Here is a 14,139-nt window from a genome sequence, read left to right as displayed (position 1 = left end):
CCTCTACTTATTTAGCCTGGGCCAAATCTGGTCTTAATTTCACTGCATCATTGAGATACAAGTGCTTTACATCTTTTTGCGCAACCTCTACGTTTGCATGTATTAATACACGAATACATAATGGTAACGCTTCTGGCACATCCATCTCATGTGTACACATAACAGGGACATATTGCCAGCCATCCATCAAGCGTACTGCACGAGCAGGAAATGCTGAGGTAATATCTGGCGTTGTTGAAATGAGGATCGATGCGATATCATCAATGTCCACATTATTTGCTGCCACAACCTCACGCACTAATCTTGCTGTCTCATCCCATACAAGCTCTGGCTTGTCAGATTCAATTGTTATTGCTCCTCTAAGTCCACGAATCATACAAGCACCTCCGCTAATAACTGTCTATATTCAGCATCTATTTCTTGGCATTCTTCTAAATCAATAGCTTTGACAAAAGGTTTTCCAATTTTATCCAAAATAACGAATTGTAAAATGCCATATTCCGCTTTTTTATCTTTCATTAGGTAGCTAGATAATTGTTCAAATGAATAATCACTCACAGCCTTAAAAGGATAGCCGTTTTTTATCGCAAACTGTAAAAAGGATTGGGTGAACGTTCGATCAAGTTCTCCATATCGTTCACTCAATAGAAGACAATAGACGAGTCCAATCATAACAGCCTCACCATGAGCCACTTTGCCATAACCCGCAGCTGCCTCAATGGCATGTCCATATGTATGGCCTAGGTTTAAAAACTTTCGAACGGATTGCTCTGTTTCGTCCTCAGCAACAATTTGTGCTTTCACTTCAATTCCTTTTTTTAGTTGCTTTGCTAGTTCATTTTGATTAAAATGGATCACCGAATCTCCTGTCATTAATTCCTCCAGCCAGTTCGGGTCAGAAATCATGGCATGCTTAATTAACTCTGCTGTTCCCGAACGTACCTCACGCTCTGATAAACTTTCTAAAAGAGCTGTATCATATATCACGCCTTCTGGCTGATAAAATGCGCCAATCATATTTTTTCCTAGTGGATGATTAATGGCAGTTTTTCCACCAACTGCGGAATCATGCGCTAGAATAGTCGTTGGAATTTGAATAAACGGAATCCCACGCATATAAGTTGCCGCAACAAAACCTGTTAAATCGCCAACTGCTCCTCCTCCAAAAGCAAAAATGAAGGATTTTCTGGAGCATTTTTGCTCTAATAAAAATGTTTGAGCAGCATTGTATTGATCAAAGGTTTTGCACGCTTCTCCACCTGGCAAAATAAAAACCTCAAAGTGGTACGGGAAATTTGCTTTGAAGTACTCTCCCTGTGCTGCCCAAACATTGACATCAGTAAACACAAAGAGCTTATCCGCTTTTTGAAGTTTATCAGCAAATGCCTCCACAGCTTCAGTTAGAAATTGATGCCCAAGAACAACTTCATATTGATGCGATTTTGTTGCTACTGGTACACGCATAACTTAGAACCCCTTTGTATATTGACGATGCTCGTCAATTTGAGCTTGTAATTGTGGTAGTTGATCACTATGGAATTGCTCTAAAATTGCATTCGCTATTTCCCAGGCAATAACATGTTCTGCAACTACAGACGCTGCTGGTACTGCACAGCTATCAGAGCGCTCAACACTCGCTTTAAACGGCTCTTTTGTTTCAATATCTACACTTTGTAATGGTTTATATAAAGTAGGAATTGGCTTCATCACACCACGTACAACAATTGGCATACCTGTTGACATACCGCCTTCTAAGCCACCAAGTCGATTGGTTGCACGAGTATAACCTTCTTCTTCAGACCAGATGATTTCATCGTGTACTTCAGAACCTTTTCGACGTGCCATTTCAAAGCCAAGTCCAAACTCTACTCCTTTAAATGCATTAATAGATAGCATAGCAGCAGCAAGCTTTGCATCCAGCTTACGATCATAATGTACATAAGAACCTACACCTGCTGGCATGCCTTCTACAATGACTTCTACAACACCACCGATCGAATCGCCGGCCTTTTTCGCTTCATCAATTGCCTCAACCATTTTCGCAGAGGCGATTGGATCTACACAGTAGCAAGGATCCGCTTCGACAATTGCACGAATTTCTTCTGTTGTTTTTCCTTCTATTAAAGAAGTATCGGCTTTAATTCCCACTATCTCTGTAACATGTGCAACAATGGAAATGCCTAGTTCATTAAGTAACGCCTTTGCCACAGACCCAACTGCTACTCGTACAGTTGTTTCACGCGCAGAGGAGCGCTCTAATACATTCCTTAAATCACGGTGACCATATTTCATGCCTCCAACTAAATCTGCATGACCTGGACGAGGACGTGAGATTTGACGCTTGATATCTTCAGGATTGATATCATCAGCTAGTGGCTCTGCACCCATAATTTTAGTCCAGTGCTTCCAGTCATCATTTGTGACAACGAGTGCAACAGGAGATCCAAGTGTCTGACCATGACGAACACCAGCTACAATCTCCACTGTATCTGTTTCGATTTGCATGCGGCGCCCACGTCCATGACCTCCTTGGCGACGTTTTAAATCGTGATTAATTTTTTCTGCTGTAATGGGTAAGAGTGACGGTAAACCCTCAATAATTGTCGTTAATTGAGGTCCGTGAGACTCACCTGCTGTTAAGTAACGCATAAACACTTTCTCCCTTCAACTCGCTAAAGTATGTATTTTTCACTATAACATATATTCTTTAAAAAAACAGTCCTTTTACGAATGTCTTTTAAGTAGTTACCATTTTCATAGTTCTAAATGTGAATATTCTGAATGAAAGTTATAAAAAACACCTAGCTAAATTTTATAAAAAATACGCCTTTGCTTATGATAAGCGAAAAGCGTATGAATTATCTATGTTTAATGCTTGGTCAACTTTATGTACAATTGTGTTATTTGTACAAAGCTTTTCATCCATATTATTAATTATTTTTCCGATAGAAGAACGTGTCTTCTACATCAAATTCATAACGTGCTGGATTAAAAATTTGCTCTGTCGATCCAACAAATAAAACGCCATCCTTGCGCAGTGCTTTACTAAAATTATTATAAATTTGATCTTTCGCTTCTTCTGTAAAATAAATCATGACATTGCGACAAACAATTAAATCATAATTGCCGTCATAAGAGTCATTCAATAAATTATGTTTCTTAAAGGTTACACAACGCTTAATCTCATCCTTCACGCGATAGAAGGAGCCTTCTTGTTCAAAATACTTTGCTTTAATATCACTTGGGACCTCGGCTAAAGAGCGTTCAGGGTAGACACCTAACTTCGCCTTTTGTATCACATTCTCATCTAAATCAGTGGCAATAATTTGAATTTGAGATAAAGGCACCAATTGAGATAATACCATTACTAAAGAATATGGTTCTTCTCCTGTCGAACAAGCCGCACTCCAAATTTTTAAACGCTTATTAGTTTGTAAAAGTTTCGGAAATATTTTCTTTTGTAATACTTCCCAGCGCTTTCCATTGCGATAAAATTCAGAAACATTGATCGTCATACGATCTAAGAATTCATTCATTAAATCACGATCTTGTTCGAGTGCCTTTAGAAAGTCTACAAAATTACGATAGCCCTTTTTCTCATAAAGAGAGGTTAATCGTCTTTTCATTTGCGCTTCTTTATATAACGCTAAATCTATTCCTGTTTTGCGCTTAATACCTTCTATAAACTGTTCATAATCAGACATATGGTCATCTTCCCCTCTAGCGTCGTATTACCATTATAGCGGAAAAGCCCCAATCCTGAAATAGTCTTTCTCATGTATGCAAATCTACTTTCTTACGTTTTGTTTTTCCTCTAAAAGTAATACTTTCGACTGTTCTAATTCAAGTCTCATTTTTTCTGTTTCAATCGTATAAGTTTCTAACCTAAGCTTTTCTAATTCTACTTCTTTTTCAACAGCCTTCAGTTTTATTTTTTGTTGTCTCGTACGAGCGTCTGTAAAAATTCCAGCTAGAGAAATAATGACGCCCCCAATTATCGCTACAATGGCAATTGACAATCCGTTCACTTCCTTTCGTTATTTTGATTATACGGCAAAATGGAAAAAATAGTTTCATTTTTCAGGAATTTATTCCAATAAAAAATGAAGGTAGTTTTTCACCACCCTCATTCTATCCATTATCGTTAGACTTGTATGCGATACTCTTTTAAATCTTCTCGTAATTTAGCCTTCAAGAATTTACCTACAGACGTTTTTGGTACCTCGTCAATGAAGACAATATCATCAGGAACCCATGATTTATGGAATTGGTGCTGTAGACTCTCTAGTAACTCTTCTTTTGTAATAGAACCCTTAAACTCTGGCTTTGCTACGACACAAGCTAACGGTCGCTCCAACCACTTTTCATGTGGAATGGCAATAACAGCTGCCTCAAAGACCTTTGGATGGGACATTAATGCATTTTCAAGCTCTACTGAAGAAATCCATTCGCCACCACTCTTAATTAAATCCTTTGTACGGTCGGTAATTTTTATATAGCCATCTGTTGTCATCACAGCAATATCGCCTGTATAGAGCCAGCCGTCTTTAAAGGCCTCTTCCGTTCGTTCATCCTGATAATACTCATTAGCAATCCATGGTCCTCTAATCGTAAGCTCTCCCATCGTTTTGCCATCCCAAGGCACTTCACCATTTTCATTGACAATCCTTGTATCAATAAGTGGCATCGTCATACCTTGTGTAATCCGAACATTCATTTTTTCATCAGCCGTATAGTCCTGCATATGTGTTAAATACGTGGATAGGCTTACAAGAGGTGAGGTTTCCGTCATACCGTAACCTGTCATGTAAGGGATATTAAGTTCTTGCTCAAAGCCTCGGACAAGACCAATTGGTGAAGCAGAACCTCCACAAACAATTAATCGCATAGACGATAGGTCACGAGGGTTTTGACGCTGCTCCTGTAGAACGCCCAGCCATATGGTCGGTACACCTGCTGTCAATGTAACTTTATATACATCAAATAATTCTAGCAATAGCTGTGGTGTAAACATAGGTCCCGGTAAGACCTGTGTAGAACCAAATGCGACACTGGCAAATGGTAATCCCCATGCATTCGCATGGAACATTGGCACAACAGGTAACACCACATCCGACTCACAAATTGCAATACTGTCAGCGAGACCAGCTGTTAAACTATGAAGTACAATACTGCGATGTGTATAGACTACTCCCTTTGGCATGCCCGTCGTTGCACTGGTATAGCACATGCCTGCAGGTGTATTTTCATCTAAATCTTCTGGGAATGTGAAATGTTCATCTGCCTCCGCAAGTAGCGATTCATAGGAAAGAGCATTTGGAATCGGTAAAGTTTCTACTGCAACAGCATCACCCATAATGATATAATGCTTTACCGTTTTCAGCTGAGAGACGATAGGTGCAATTAGTGGCACCAGATTATCATCTATTAATAATATTTCATCCTCGGCATGATTGATGACATAGGCAATATGCTCAGGGGATAATCGAATATTAATCATATGCAATACTGCTCCTGCACATGGTACAGCAAAATAGGCTTCCAAATGGCGATGGTGATTCCAAGCAAATGTGCCCACCTTCATTCCTCGATCCATCCCTAGTTTCGTCAAAGCATCGGCTAATCGGCGAGTCCGTTTGACATATTCTTTATACGTAAATTCGTGAATAGTAGTGGCACTTGTTCGAGAATAGATTTTCTTTGAGTGAAAAAATCGTTCTGCACGATTCAAAAAACTTGTTAATAATAAAGGTGTATCCATCATATGCATGATACCGCTTCCCTTCATCTACGATTTTAGAAACAATCAAAACAAAAACTATTTGAACTAGATTTTGCCGTTACCTCGGTTGCATGCGAATGGCACCATCTAGTCGAATGACCTCTCCATTTAACAAGCCATTGTGGATAATACTTTCAACCAAAAGAGCATATTCCGAAGGTTTTCCAAGTCGTTTAGGGAATGGTGTCATTTGAGCAAGAGCTGTTCGTGCAGGCTCAGGTAACGAAGCAAACATTGGTGTTTCAATTAATCCTGGCGCTATGGTCATCACTCGGACACCGATTTCCGCAAGCTCTCTTGCAATTGGCAACGTCATGGCTGCTACGCCACCTTTTGACGCGCTATAAGCAGCTTGTCCGATTTGCCCATCAAATGCAGCCACAGACGCGGTATTAATAATGACGCCACGCTGTCCATCCTCATTTGGCTCATTATGTTGCATTTTTTCTGCCACTAGACGGATGACATTAAACGTGCCAACTAAATTAACAGCAATCACTTTTTCAAATAACGCAAGGGCGTGTATACCACGCTTCGAAATAACTTTACTCGCATCTGCAATGCCAGCACAGTTCACTGCAACATTGATCTTGCCAAAAGCTGCAATAGCCTGCTCAAGGCCAGTCGCCACCTCCTCTTCCTTTGTGACGTCTACTCGTGCATAAAGGACATTTTGACCTAATTCTTCCACTAGAGCTTGTCCACGCTCATCATTGACATCAAAAATAATTGCTTTGCCACCCTGTCCTATTAATTTCCGAACGGTTGCCTCTCCTAAACCAGAGGCACCCCCTGTTACGACTGCCACCACTTCATGTTCCTTCATCAGACATATCCCCTTTTACATTTTTTCAATGATCGTGGCATTGGCCATTCCCATTCCCTCACAAATCGCCAACAAGCCGTAACGATAATTCTCTCGCTCCATTCGATAGAGCATGGTCGTTAACAATTTCGTACCTGTTGCCCCTAATGGATGTCCCAGTGCAATGGCTCCACCATCAGGATTGAGCTTCTGTGGGTCTCCTCCTATTTCATGCAGCCATACGAGCGGCACAGGTGCAAAGGCTTCATTTACCTCATAGGTGTCGATATCCTCAATGTTGAGCCCTGACCGTTCTAATGCTTTTCTAGTAGCTTCGATTGGCCCTGTCAGCATTAATGTCGGATCAGAGCCCACGACCACTCTTGTCACAATTTTAGCGAGTGGTTGAATGCCTAGTTCTCTCGCTTTATCCAATGCCATTACGACTACAGCTGAGGCCCCATCACTCATTTGGCTCGCATTGCCCGCAGTAATCGCGCCATTCTCTTGAAAGACGGTTTTTAATCCATTTAAAATGTCAACGGTAGTTTCTGCACGAGGACCCTCATCTACCGCAAATGTTGTCACTGAGCCATCCTCTTGTGGAACTTGAATGGGTAGTATTTCAGCTTGGAAATGACCCGCTCTAATGGCGGAAATCGCCCGTTGATGGCTTTGATAAGCATAGCTATTTAGCTGTTCTTTCGATAAAGACCATTGGGAAGCGATTTTCTCTGCTGATAATCCTTGATGGATAATATCATAATTTTCCTGTAAGCGGTTACTAGCATGGGCATGTTGCATGTTTGAGCCCATTGGTACTCTTGACATACTTTCTACCCCACCAGCAATGACAATGTCCATATCCCCCGCTAAAATTGCCTGTGCTGCGAAGTGCACGGCTTGTTGGCTTGAACCACACTGACGATCAATGGTTACACCTGGCACACTATCTGGGAATCCAGCCATTAATAAAGAGGTCCTCGCAATATTTGCCCCTTGTTCTGCTGTTTGCGTCACACATCCCAAAATGACATCGTCTACTTGTTCCTTACCAATGCCTGCACGCTTTACAACCCCCTGTAATACATCAGCTGCTAATTCATCTGCTCGAACTTGACTTAATGCGCCCTTACTTCTTCCTATAGCAGTCCTCACAGCTGCTACAATCACCACTTCTCTCATGTCCATAACCCCTTTTCCTCGTCATCCTCATAGTTTATTGACGAGCCTACTCAACTATTCCTCACTTAATTATCAGAATATTACATTATTTATTGTACATGACTAAGAAGTTTTTAACAATTCTATATCAGGATGTGCCCTCCCCTTTTTGCGCAATAAAAAAAGCAATCTCATAAATTGAGATTGCTTGATCTATTCGAAATTAAACTAGATTAGAACTGCGTTTTTACCTTCTATTAATTAGTCACTATACATTATAGCTTTGTTAGCAAGTTTGATTAAGTAGAAGAGGGGAAATTCCCCCAGTATTTTTTTTGATAATTGTATTGTTATTTCGCACATAAAATTATCTCTCGCAAAAATCTACATTTTAATGTATTAATCTTTGAAATTAAATTGATCGCGAAACATATATTCCTATCACTTTATGAGTCAACATTTTTTTAATTTGTTAATTTAGGAACATTTTTCTAGAGTAAATTATGAATTGAGTTAGCAGTTCTTAAGAAACTATCGTACCAATTTTAAATTTAAACCTTATTAGGTCTTTTTAGGGTACATAAAATCCTTTTTCCTATCTGTCATATGTAATATAAAATGATCTTCTTCAATCATCCCTACATTTTTAAAATAAGCATTTCTCTCTTCTAACTCTAGATGCTTATTCAATATATATAATATCCTTCTTTTTTCAAATATATCCGCGCGTTGAAAATAGGTTTTTATTTGCAACGCATCCCCTCTTGATAAATCCTTACAATTAGACAATGCATCCAAAACTGCTCGTCCTATATAATCACCCGAATTTCTTTTTAAATTGAAAAAGAAGTCTAAAAGTATTTCTTTATCAGTAAATGAACCATTACTAAATAATTTGACCAAATAAATAACAATATATTCAGGAGTGTCTTCATCTTGAATAATATTCTTAAAATCTTCTTTAATTTCTTTAATACTATTTTGAGATAGATACTCTTCGTACTTTGTTAGTATATCAATTACATATGGTGTAAACTGAGGGAATTTTTTAATTAACAGCAATACAGTTGTAATCTCTTCCCATTTTTTTTGAGCGACAACAATTTTCAATAAAGTCTTTATTTTTTCAGGCTCAATAATCACTTCATCTTTAATTAATTCAAATTCTTTATCAAAATCTAAAAGAGACAATTTCTCAACTTCTTTTTCAGACATTTGTCTAAACTTCAATGGAATAATACCAGAGTAACCTCTAATAATCTTATTCAAAGAACTTCGATCAGCTATTTCATTATTACTATTATTTATAGTGGAGCTTTTTTCTCCAGTTACTTTATTAGATTCGTTGACTTCAATTGTAGCGGCTACCGCCTCAGGAACTTTAGTTATCGTTTTAATTTCATTAGATTTTGCAACAGATTGGTTCGTTTCTGCAGTATTAACTGATGTATCAGAAACTTCATTGATAATAATTTGTTTAATATTAGTTTTAGATGAATTTACAAAAAGACCTTCCAACTGAAGTCTTTCAATTAAAATAGTTAAGCTTCTAAAAGCTTCATTTGAATCTTTAGCAAAGATTCTATAGTCATCTACAAAACGACAAAATTTAATTTTCTTTCTTTTTAGATAATTATCTACCTCTATTAAAGACGCTTCTGCTAAAATTCTAGAAGCATTTGAACCTACTGGAATACCATATGAATCTCTATGACTCCAATAAAGCAAAAGTTCATTCAATAATTTTATAGCCTCTCTATCTATAGCTTTAATAGATAATAACGTAGATTCTAACCTATGAAGGTTCAATCTATCATAAAAATTAGCAATATCACATTCAACAATAATATTATTTCCATTTTGTGCACTTTCTTTTCTTACTTGTTCCTTAAAAGAAGTAAAATTAAAATTTTCATCAAATAAGCTTTTTGAGCTTTTATTTTTATTAATACGATAAGAATAGATTGTCTTTTCAGATTTATTTAAGCGCTTCACCTCTATTTCATTAGACATAAGTAAAACAAGTGTTAAATAAAATATTTCATCATATATATCTGTCAGAGAGCAAATACGAAAAGCAGCTAAATTATTTTTAGGGACTAAAACTTTTCCGTGGTGCTTTATTCTTGTAAATTCTAATTTTTTGTTTAAAATATCTTGTGTTATTGAATCTACAATATTTTTTTTGGTATTTTCATCCTCTAAAAATGATATTTCAAAAAATTTATTAAAAATTTCTACATCAGTAGTACCTTCATATAAAATGTTATTTATTGCACGATTACATGCATTTCTAATTTGTTGTTTAGCGTACATACTAATCTCCTACTATTTCTTTATTGTAATTATGTTAATTTCATGCTTCTTAAAATTCCTTAATAATTTCAAATTTGTTTTGTATATAGTGCATACCCTAGCACTTGCCTTTTTGTAGTTAAGTGCATATTACTGTTGCTTTGATTTGTTCTTAATCTTCAAAATAAAGACTGACTTAAATGTCCAAAAAACTTGTAGTATTTAATTCATATAATATTTACTATGATAAGTTGTAGTAATTGTAATATATTTTACCTACAGTACTATTATACCATTGTAAGGTAATAATAGATAAATAGGAATCATTTACTGAAAATCTACTATATGAAAAATCCTATATCAAAGACAGTACTTGTGTTCCATGCTACTCATCTACACATTAGTTGTTAAACACAATTGACTACATTCAATTGAAATTGTTTAAGATAGAAAAACGCCAAAACCCTTAATTATCAAAGGTTTTGACGTTCAACGAAATCATATGATTGCATACAAAGAAGATCGTGGGAGTCAAACCCGCGTTCAAAGACTTCAATACTACAGCTTCTACTCGTTTAGTTTGGCTATTTACGATTCACACGATGTCGACCTTTAGAGCCACAAGCGTTTGAGAGCTATCCACATTTCTATATTCAATAGGGAGTATTACACTTGGTTCAAAGACCTTACTTATTTTATACTATATCGATTGATTATAAAATAGAAATATATTATTCAATTAGAAGTCCCTATTTGACGATTCAATCAGAAATGTACCAGGTTGGTGATATTTCTTAGTTTCAATTCGATTGTAAAGCATCCAAATACCATGCATATAAGATAAGGTAAAGTCATCCATTTAAATAGCGTATCAATATTTTGTTTGATTAACTCTCTCCCTTCATTAAATTTGAACACATCCATGATTAATTTTGTAGATACATCAGATAAGAAGAAACTGTATTCGAAATTGGTACACCTATGTTTGAAAGAAAAATATAATCATTCTTTTCTCTATGTTCTTTCCTAACATCATCATTTATTGAAATTAGCTCTCTTAACAAAGTACACATTTCATCATCTAAAGGGAGAATCAATGGTCTATGCGATTTCATTATCTCTCCTTGTAATTTCAAAAGCATATTTTCAAAATCAATATTCTATTCTCTCAACGCTCCCAATGATTTAATTCGAATACCTGTTTTGTATAAAAGTAAAATTCCTATACTATCACGTAATCCCGAATACGTTGATTTATCCAAAAGTGATAACAAAATTGCCAGTTCTCTTTCTGTAGTAGCTTCCTTAACGCTTGTATTTACTTTTATTTTGATGTTTGTCCAAAACTTTGAGTTATACCAACCATTATCGTGACACTTGCTTAAAACGGCTTTAATTTGCTTTAAACGACCATGTAAAGATGTATCCTTTGCATTTTTGAAACTTGATAAATATTGATAAATTTTTTCATTGTTGATTTCATGGATATATTCAACTTTAGTAACTTCAACAAATCGCTTAAAATTATAGTTGTAACTATCAATTGTCCTTGGTCTTAATCCGTTTAGTCGCCATTGTTGATTTAAAATTTGTATGGCGTGTTTAATGGCAATATTTCTGTTGTCCAATTCATCATAAGTATCCATTTTAACTATTGAGTTATTGATTTTTGTCACCATTTCTTTCTTTGGTTCTTTTTCAGTTTTGATAGTCAATAAGCTTAAATCAATGTTTGTGTTAACTTTATTGAATGATTTTGACAAATAAAAAACCCCCTAACATTTTTTGTTAGAAGGTAAAAGTTACATCGGAAAAATAGATGATTTTTTTATTGAGTTCTATTCGTAGTTATTTTCGCTACGCTTAATCTATTCGAAATTAAACTAAATCTTCACCGAAGAATAAGCCGATTTCGCGCTCTGCAGAAGCAAGAGAGTCAGAACCGTGGATGATGTTGTGAGAAACAGTTGTTGCGTAGTCACCACGGATTGTACCTGGGTTAGATTCTTCAGGTTTCGTTGCACCCATCATTGTACGTGCAAGCTTGATTACGTTCTCGCCTTCCCATACCATAGCGAATACAGGACCAGAAGTGATGAAATCAACTAATTCACCAAAGAATGGACGCTCAGCATGCTCAGCATAGTGCTTTTCTGCTAATTCTTTAGGAATTACCATTAATTTAGCACCTTTCATTACAAAACCGCGACGTTCGAAACGATCAACGATGTCTCCAATTACTTGACGTTCAACGCCGTCAGGCTTAACCATTAAAAAAGTTTGTTCAATTGCCATGTTTAAAACACTCCTTAAATTCGTCTAACAGGTTTTACACCTACCGATAAATATTAACAAAAAATGAGCTTTTGTACAACAAAAAGCTAGAATTTGCGCTTACCCATGAACAATGCTACATCACGTAATTTTTTCTTTACGGGATGTTTTGGTAAAGCATCAATTTCTTGTAAGGCTTTTTTCAAATATTTATCACTCATACGATTAGCTTGCTCAATCGCATGAGATTTACGCACATATTGCAACATATTTTGACGTTCCGATTCTGTTAACGTGCCTGCAAACACTTTAACTAAGTATGGTTGCATCTCCGGATCATCTTTCAACAATAAAATCGGTAAAGTAATATTGCCCTGTAGTAAGTCACTACCTGCTGGCTTCCCTAGTTCTTTATCGGTTGCCATAATATCTAAAACATCATCGATAATTTGGAAGCTCATGCCTACAAAGTAGCCGAAGCGCTTTAAATGCCGAACTGTTTTAGCATCAACCCCCGCTGCCACAGCTCCTAGCTCACAGCTTGAGGAAATAAGTAATGCTGTTTTGCGTTTGATTCTTCTAAAATAATCTTTTAAACCTTGATCTAATCTAAATTTATCTTCAATTTGAATGACTTCACCGTTACAAATCTCCACCATCGTACGGGCTAAAATTTGATGAACAAGTGGGTCTTCAAACTTTGTTATATATTCCAGCGCACGTGCGAAAATAAAATCGCCTGTGTACATTGCTACCCTGTTATTCCACTGTGATTTGACAGTCGGGCGTCCTCTTCGCATATTGGAGTCGTCAATGACATCATCATGTACAAGCGATGCCATATGAATGAGTTCTAAAGGCACTGCTACATCCTTCATCTTCTCAATGTCATAATCACCAAATTTTGCGCCTAGTAACACAAAAATTGGTCTTATCCGTTTGCCACCAGCTTGTAATAAATGGAGAGAAGCATCGTTGATCAAATATGAAGATGAGTCCACCGCTTTTTCTAACTCTTGTTCAATGATTTCGATATCTGATTTCAAATCGGAATAGAGTAGTTTTAACTTCATCTTTTCCACGTGTGAAAACCTTCCCCCATTAACGTATCTTTTTAAAGCCCATATGCATTGCCGCAGCCCCGCCACTGTATGCTTTGTACGTTACTTTTTCTAATCCTGCCTGCTCAAACAATGCCGCTAACCTTTTCATACCTGGGAAATCATTCGCAGATTCCTGAAGCCAAGAATACTCCTTATAGCTTTTCGCAAATATTTTACCAAATATCGGCATTATAAATTTAAAATAAAAACGGAACAGCTGACGATAACCAGGGATTTCAGATTGAGATGTTTCTAAACAAACCACCATTCCACCTGGTTTAACAACACGATGCATTTCCTTCAAAACTTGTAAATAATCAGGTACATTGCGAAGACCAAAGCCGATTGTCACATAATCAAACGTATCATCTGGAAAAGGCAACTCCATTGCATTTCCATGAATGAGTTCAATTTGTGGGTATGGCTCTACCTTTTTTTCGCCAACTTTCAGCATGTTTTGACTAAAGTCAAGCCCTTTTACTTCTCCACTTTCACCAACAGCCTCTGCCAATGCGATTGTCCAGTCTGCGGTGCCACAGCATACATCAAGTGCTTTTGATCCAGGTTTTACAGCCATGTGCTTCATCGTATCGTTACGCCAGCCAACATGCATCTGGAAACTAATTACACCATTCATTTTATCGTAGTTTTCCGAAATACTTTCAAATACTTCGTGAACGTGTTCTTCTTTCGTTTTAGCCATTTTGAAAAACCTC

14 protein-coding genes are annotated in these 14,139 nt (G+C 36.8%); all 14 read right to left on the bottom strand.

Translation table 11 applies throughout. The features are described from left to right. Positions 1-7: 7 nt before the first annotated feature. The 14 genes from aroH to VK91_RS00550 all read right to left on the bottom strand — a co-directional run bounded on the left by aroH (position 8) and on the right by VK91_RS00550 (position 14,126). Positions 8-376, bottom strand: coding sequence for a chorismate mutase (aroH, locus tag VK91_RS00610; RefSeq protein ID WP_004232646.1), 369 nt, complete (start codon positions 374-376; stop codon positions 8-10). After that, on the bottom strand, positions 373-1,464 hold the full coding sequence (gene aroB, locus VK91_RS00605) for a 3-dehydroquinate synthase (RefSeq protein ID WP_048389830.1): 1,092 nt from the start codon (positions 1,462-1,464) through the stop codon (positions 373-375). The genes aroH and aroB overlap by 4 nt, the downstream gene beginning before the upstream one ends. A 3-nt stretch (positions 1,465-1,467) precedes the next feature. Next, positions 1,468-2,649 carry a chorismate synthase gene (gene aroC / locus VK91_RS00600; protein ID WP_004232644.1) on the bottom strand — a complete coding sequence of 394 codons (1,182 nt, stop codon included), beginning with the start codon at positions 2,647-2,649 and terminating at the stop codon, positions 1,468-1,470. A gap of 281 nt (positions 2,650-2,930) precedes the next feature. Then, positions 2,931-3,704: a protein-glutamate O-methyltransferase CheR gene (locus VK91_RS00595; RefSeq protein WP_048389829.1), complete on the bottom strand. Its 774-nt coding sequence runs from the start codon at positions 3,702-3,704 to the stop codon at positions 2,931-2,933. An 84-nt stretch (positions 3,705-3,788) separates the two neighbouring features. After that, complete coding sequence (locus tag VK91_RS00590; RefSeq protein WP_048389827.1) at positions 3,789-4,019, bottom strand: hypothetical protein; 231 nt, start codon at positions 4,017-4,019, stop codon at positions 3,789-3,791. 125 nt (positions 4,020-4,144) lie between these two features. Then, complete coding sequence (locus VK91_RS00585) at positions 4,145-5,770, bottom strand: long-chain fatty acid--CoA ligase (protein ID WP_048389825.1); 1,626 nt, start codon at positions 5,768-5,770, stop codon at positions 4,145-4,147. A 70-nt stretch (positions 5,771-5,840) separates the two neighbouring features. Further along, complete coding sequence (locus VK91_RS00580) at positions 5,841-6,608, bottom strand: 3-hydroxyacyl-CoA dehydrogenase (RefSeq protein ID WP_048389823.1); 768 nt, start codon at positions 6,606-6,608, stop codon at positions 5,841-5,843. A gap of 15 nt (positions 6,609-6,623) precedes the next feature. Beyond that, on the bottom strand, positions 6,624-7,772 hold the full coding sequence (locus VK91_RS00575; RefSeq protein ID WP_048389821.1) for a thiolase family protein: 1,149 nt from the start codon (positions 7,770-7,772) through the stop codon (positions 6,624-6,626). Between the two features lie 540 nt (positions 7,773-8,312). Further along, positions 8,313-10,067: an RNA-directed DNA polymerase gene (locus tag VK91_RS00570; RefSeq protein WP_048389820.1), complete on the bottom strand. Its 1,755-nt coding sequence runs from the start codon at positions 10,065-10,067 to the stop codon at positions 8,313-8,315. A 905-nt stretch (positions 10,068-10,972) separates the two neighbouring features. Continuing rightward, positions 10,973-11,203 carry a tyrosine-type recombinase/integrase gene (locus tag VK91_RS22980; protein ID WP_255349856.1) on the bottom strand — a complete coding sequence of 77 codons (231 nt, stop codon included), beginning with the start codon at positions 11,201-11,203 and terminating at the stop codon, positions 10,973-10,975. A gap of 3 nt (positions 11,204-11,206) precedes the next feature. Further along, entirely contained in the window at positions 11,207-11,809 is a 603-nt protein-coding gene (locus VK91_RS00565) for a hypothetical protein (RefSeq protein ID WP_231595539.1), read from the bottom strand. Between the two features lie 115 nt (positions 11,810-11,924). Then, on the bottom strand, positions 11,925-12,341 hold the full coding sequence (ndk, locus tag VK91_RS00560; protein ID WP_004232627.1) for a nucleoside-diphosphate kinase: 417 nt from the start codon (positions 12,339-12,341) through the stop codon (positions 11,925-11,927). Positions 12,342-12,427: 86 nt separating this feature from the next. Continuing rightward, positions 12,428-13,402 carry a heptaprenyl diphosphate synthase component II gene (gene hepT, locus VK91_RS00555; protein ID WP_048389818.1) on the bottom strand — a complete coding sequence of 325 codons (975 nt, stop codon included), beginning with the start codon at positions 13,400-13,402 and terminating at the stop codon, positions 12,428-12,430. A 19-nt stretch (positions 13,403-13,421) separates the two neighbouring features. Then, entirely contained in the window at positions 13,422-14,126 is a 705-nt protein-coding gene (locus VK91_RS00550) for a demethylmenaquinone methyltransferase (RefSeq protein ID WP_048389815.1), read from the bottom strand. Positions 14,127-14,139 lie beyond the last annotated feature (13 nt).

Source organism: Lysinibacillus sp. LK3 (assembly GCF_001043675.1).
GTDB classification, from domain to species: domain Bacteria; phylum Bacillota; class Bacilli; order Bacillales_A; family Planococcaceae; genus Lysinibacillus; species Lysinibacillus capsici.
This window is presented reverse-complemented; position numbering and strand designations above follow the sequence as displayed.

What these genes read in the sequence shown, in the direction of transcription:
- aroH (WP_004232646.1), bottom strand. Translation starts at nt 376, where the DNA reads ATGATTCGTGGACTTAGAGGAGCAATAACAATTGAATCTGACAAGCCA.
- aroB (WP_048389830.1), bottom strand. Translation starts at nt 1,464, where the DNA reads ATGCGTGTACCAGTAGCAACAAAATCGCATCAATATGAAGTTGTTCTT.
- aroC (WP_004232644.1), bottom strand. Translation starts at nt 2,649, where the DNA reads ATGCGTTACTTAACAGCAGGTGAGTCTCACGGACCTCAATTAACGACA.
- VK91_RS00595 (WP_048389829.1), bottom strand. Translation starts at nt 3,704, where the DNA reads ATGTCTGATTATGAACAGTTTATAGAAGGTATTAAGCGCAAAACAGGA.
- VK91_RS00585 (WP_048389825.1), bottom strand. Translation starts at nt 5,770, where the DNA reads ATGCATATGATGGATACACCTTTATTATTAACAAGTTTTTTGAATCGT.
- VK91_RS00580 (WP_048389823.1), bottom strand. Translation starts at nt 6,608, where the DNA reads ATGAAGGAACATGAAGTGGTGGCAGTCGTAACAGGGGGTGCCTCTGGT.
- VK91_RS00575 (WP_048389821.1), bottom strand. Translation starts at nt 7,772, where the DNA reads ATGAGAGAAGTGGTGATTGTAGCAGCTGTGAGGACTGCTATAGGAAGA.
- VK91_RS00570 (WP_048389820.1), bottom strand. Translation starts at nt 10,067, where the DNA reads ATGTACGCTAAACAACAAATTAGAAATGCATGTAATCGTGCAATAAAT.
- ndk (WP_004232627.1), bottom strand. Translation starts at nt 12,341, where the DNA reads ATGGCAATTGAACAAACTTTTTTAATGGTTAAGCCTGACGGCGTTGAA.
- VK91_RS00550 (WP_048389815.1), bottom strand. Translation starts at nt 14,126, where the DNA reads ATGGCTAAAACGAAAGAAGAACACGTTCACGAAGTATTTGAAAGTATT.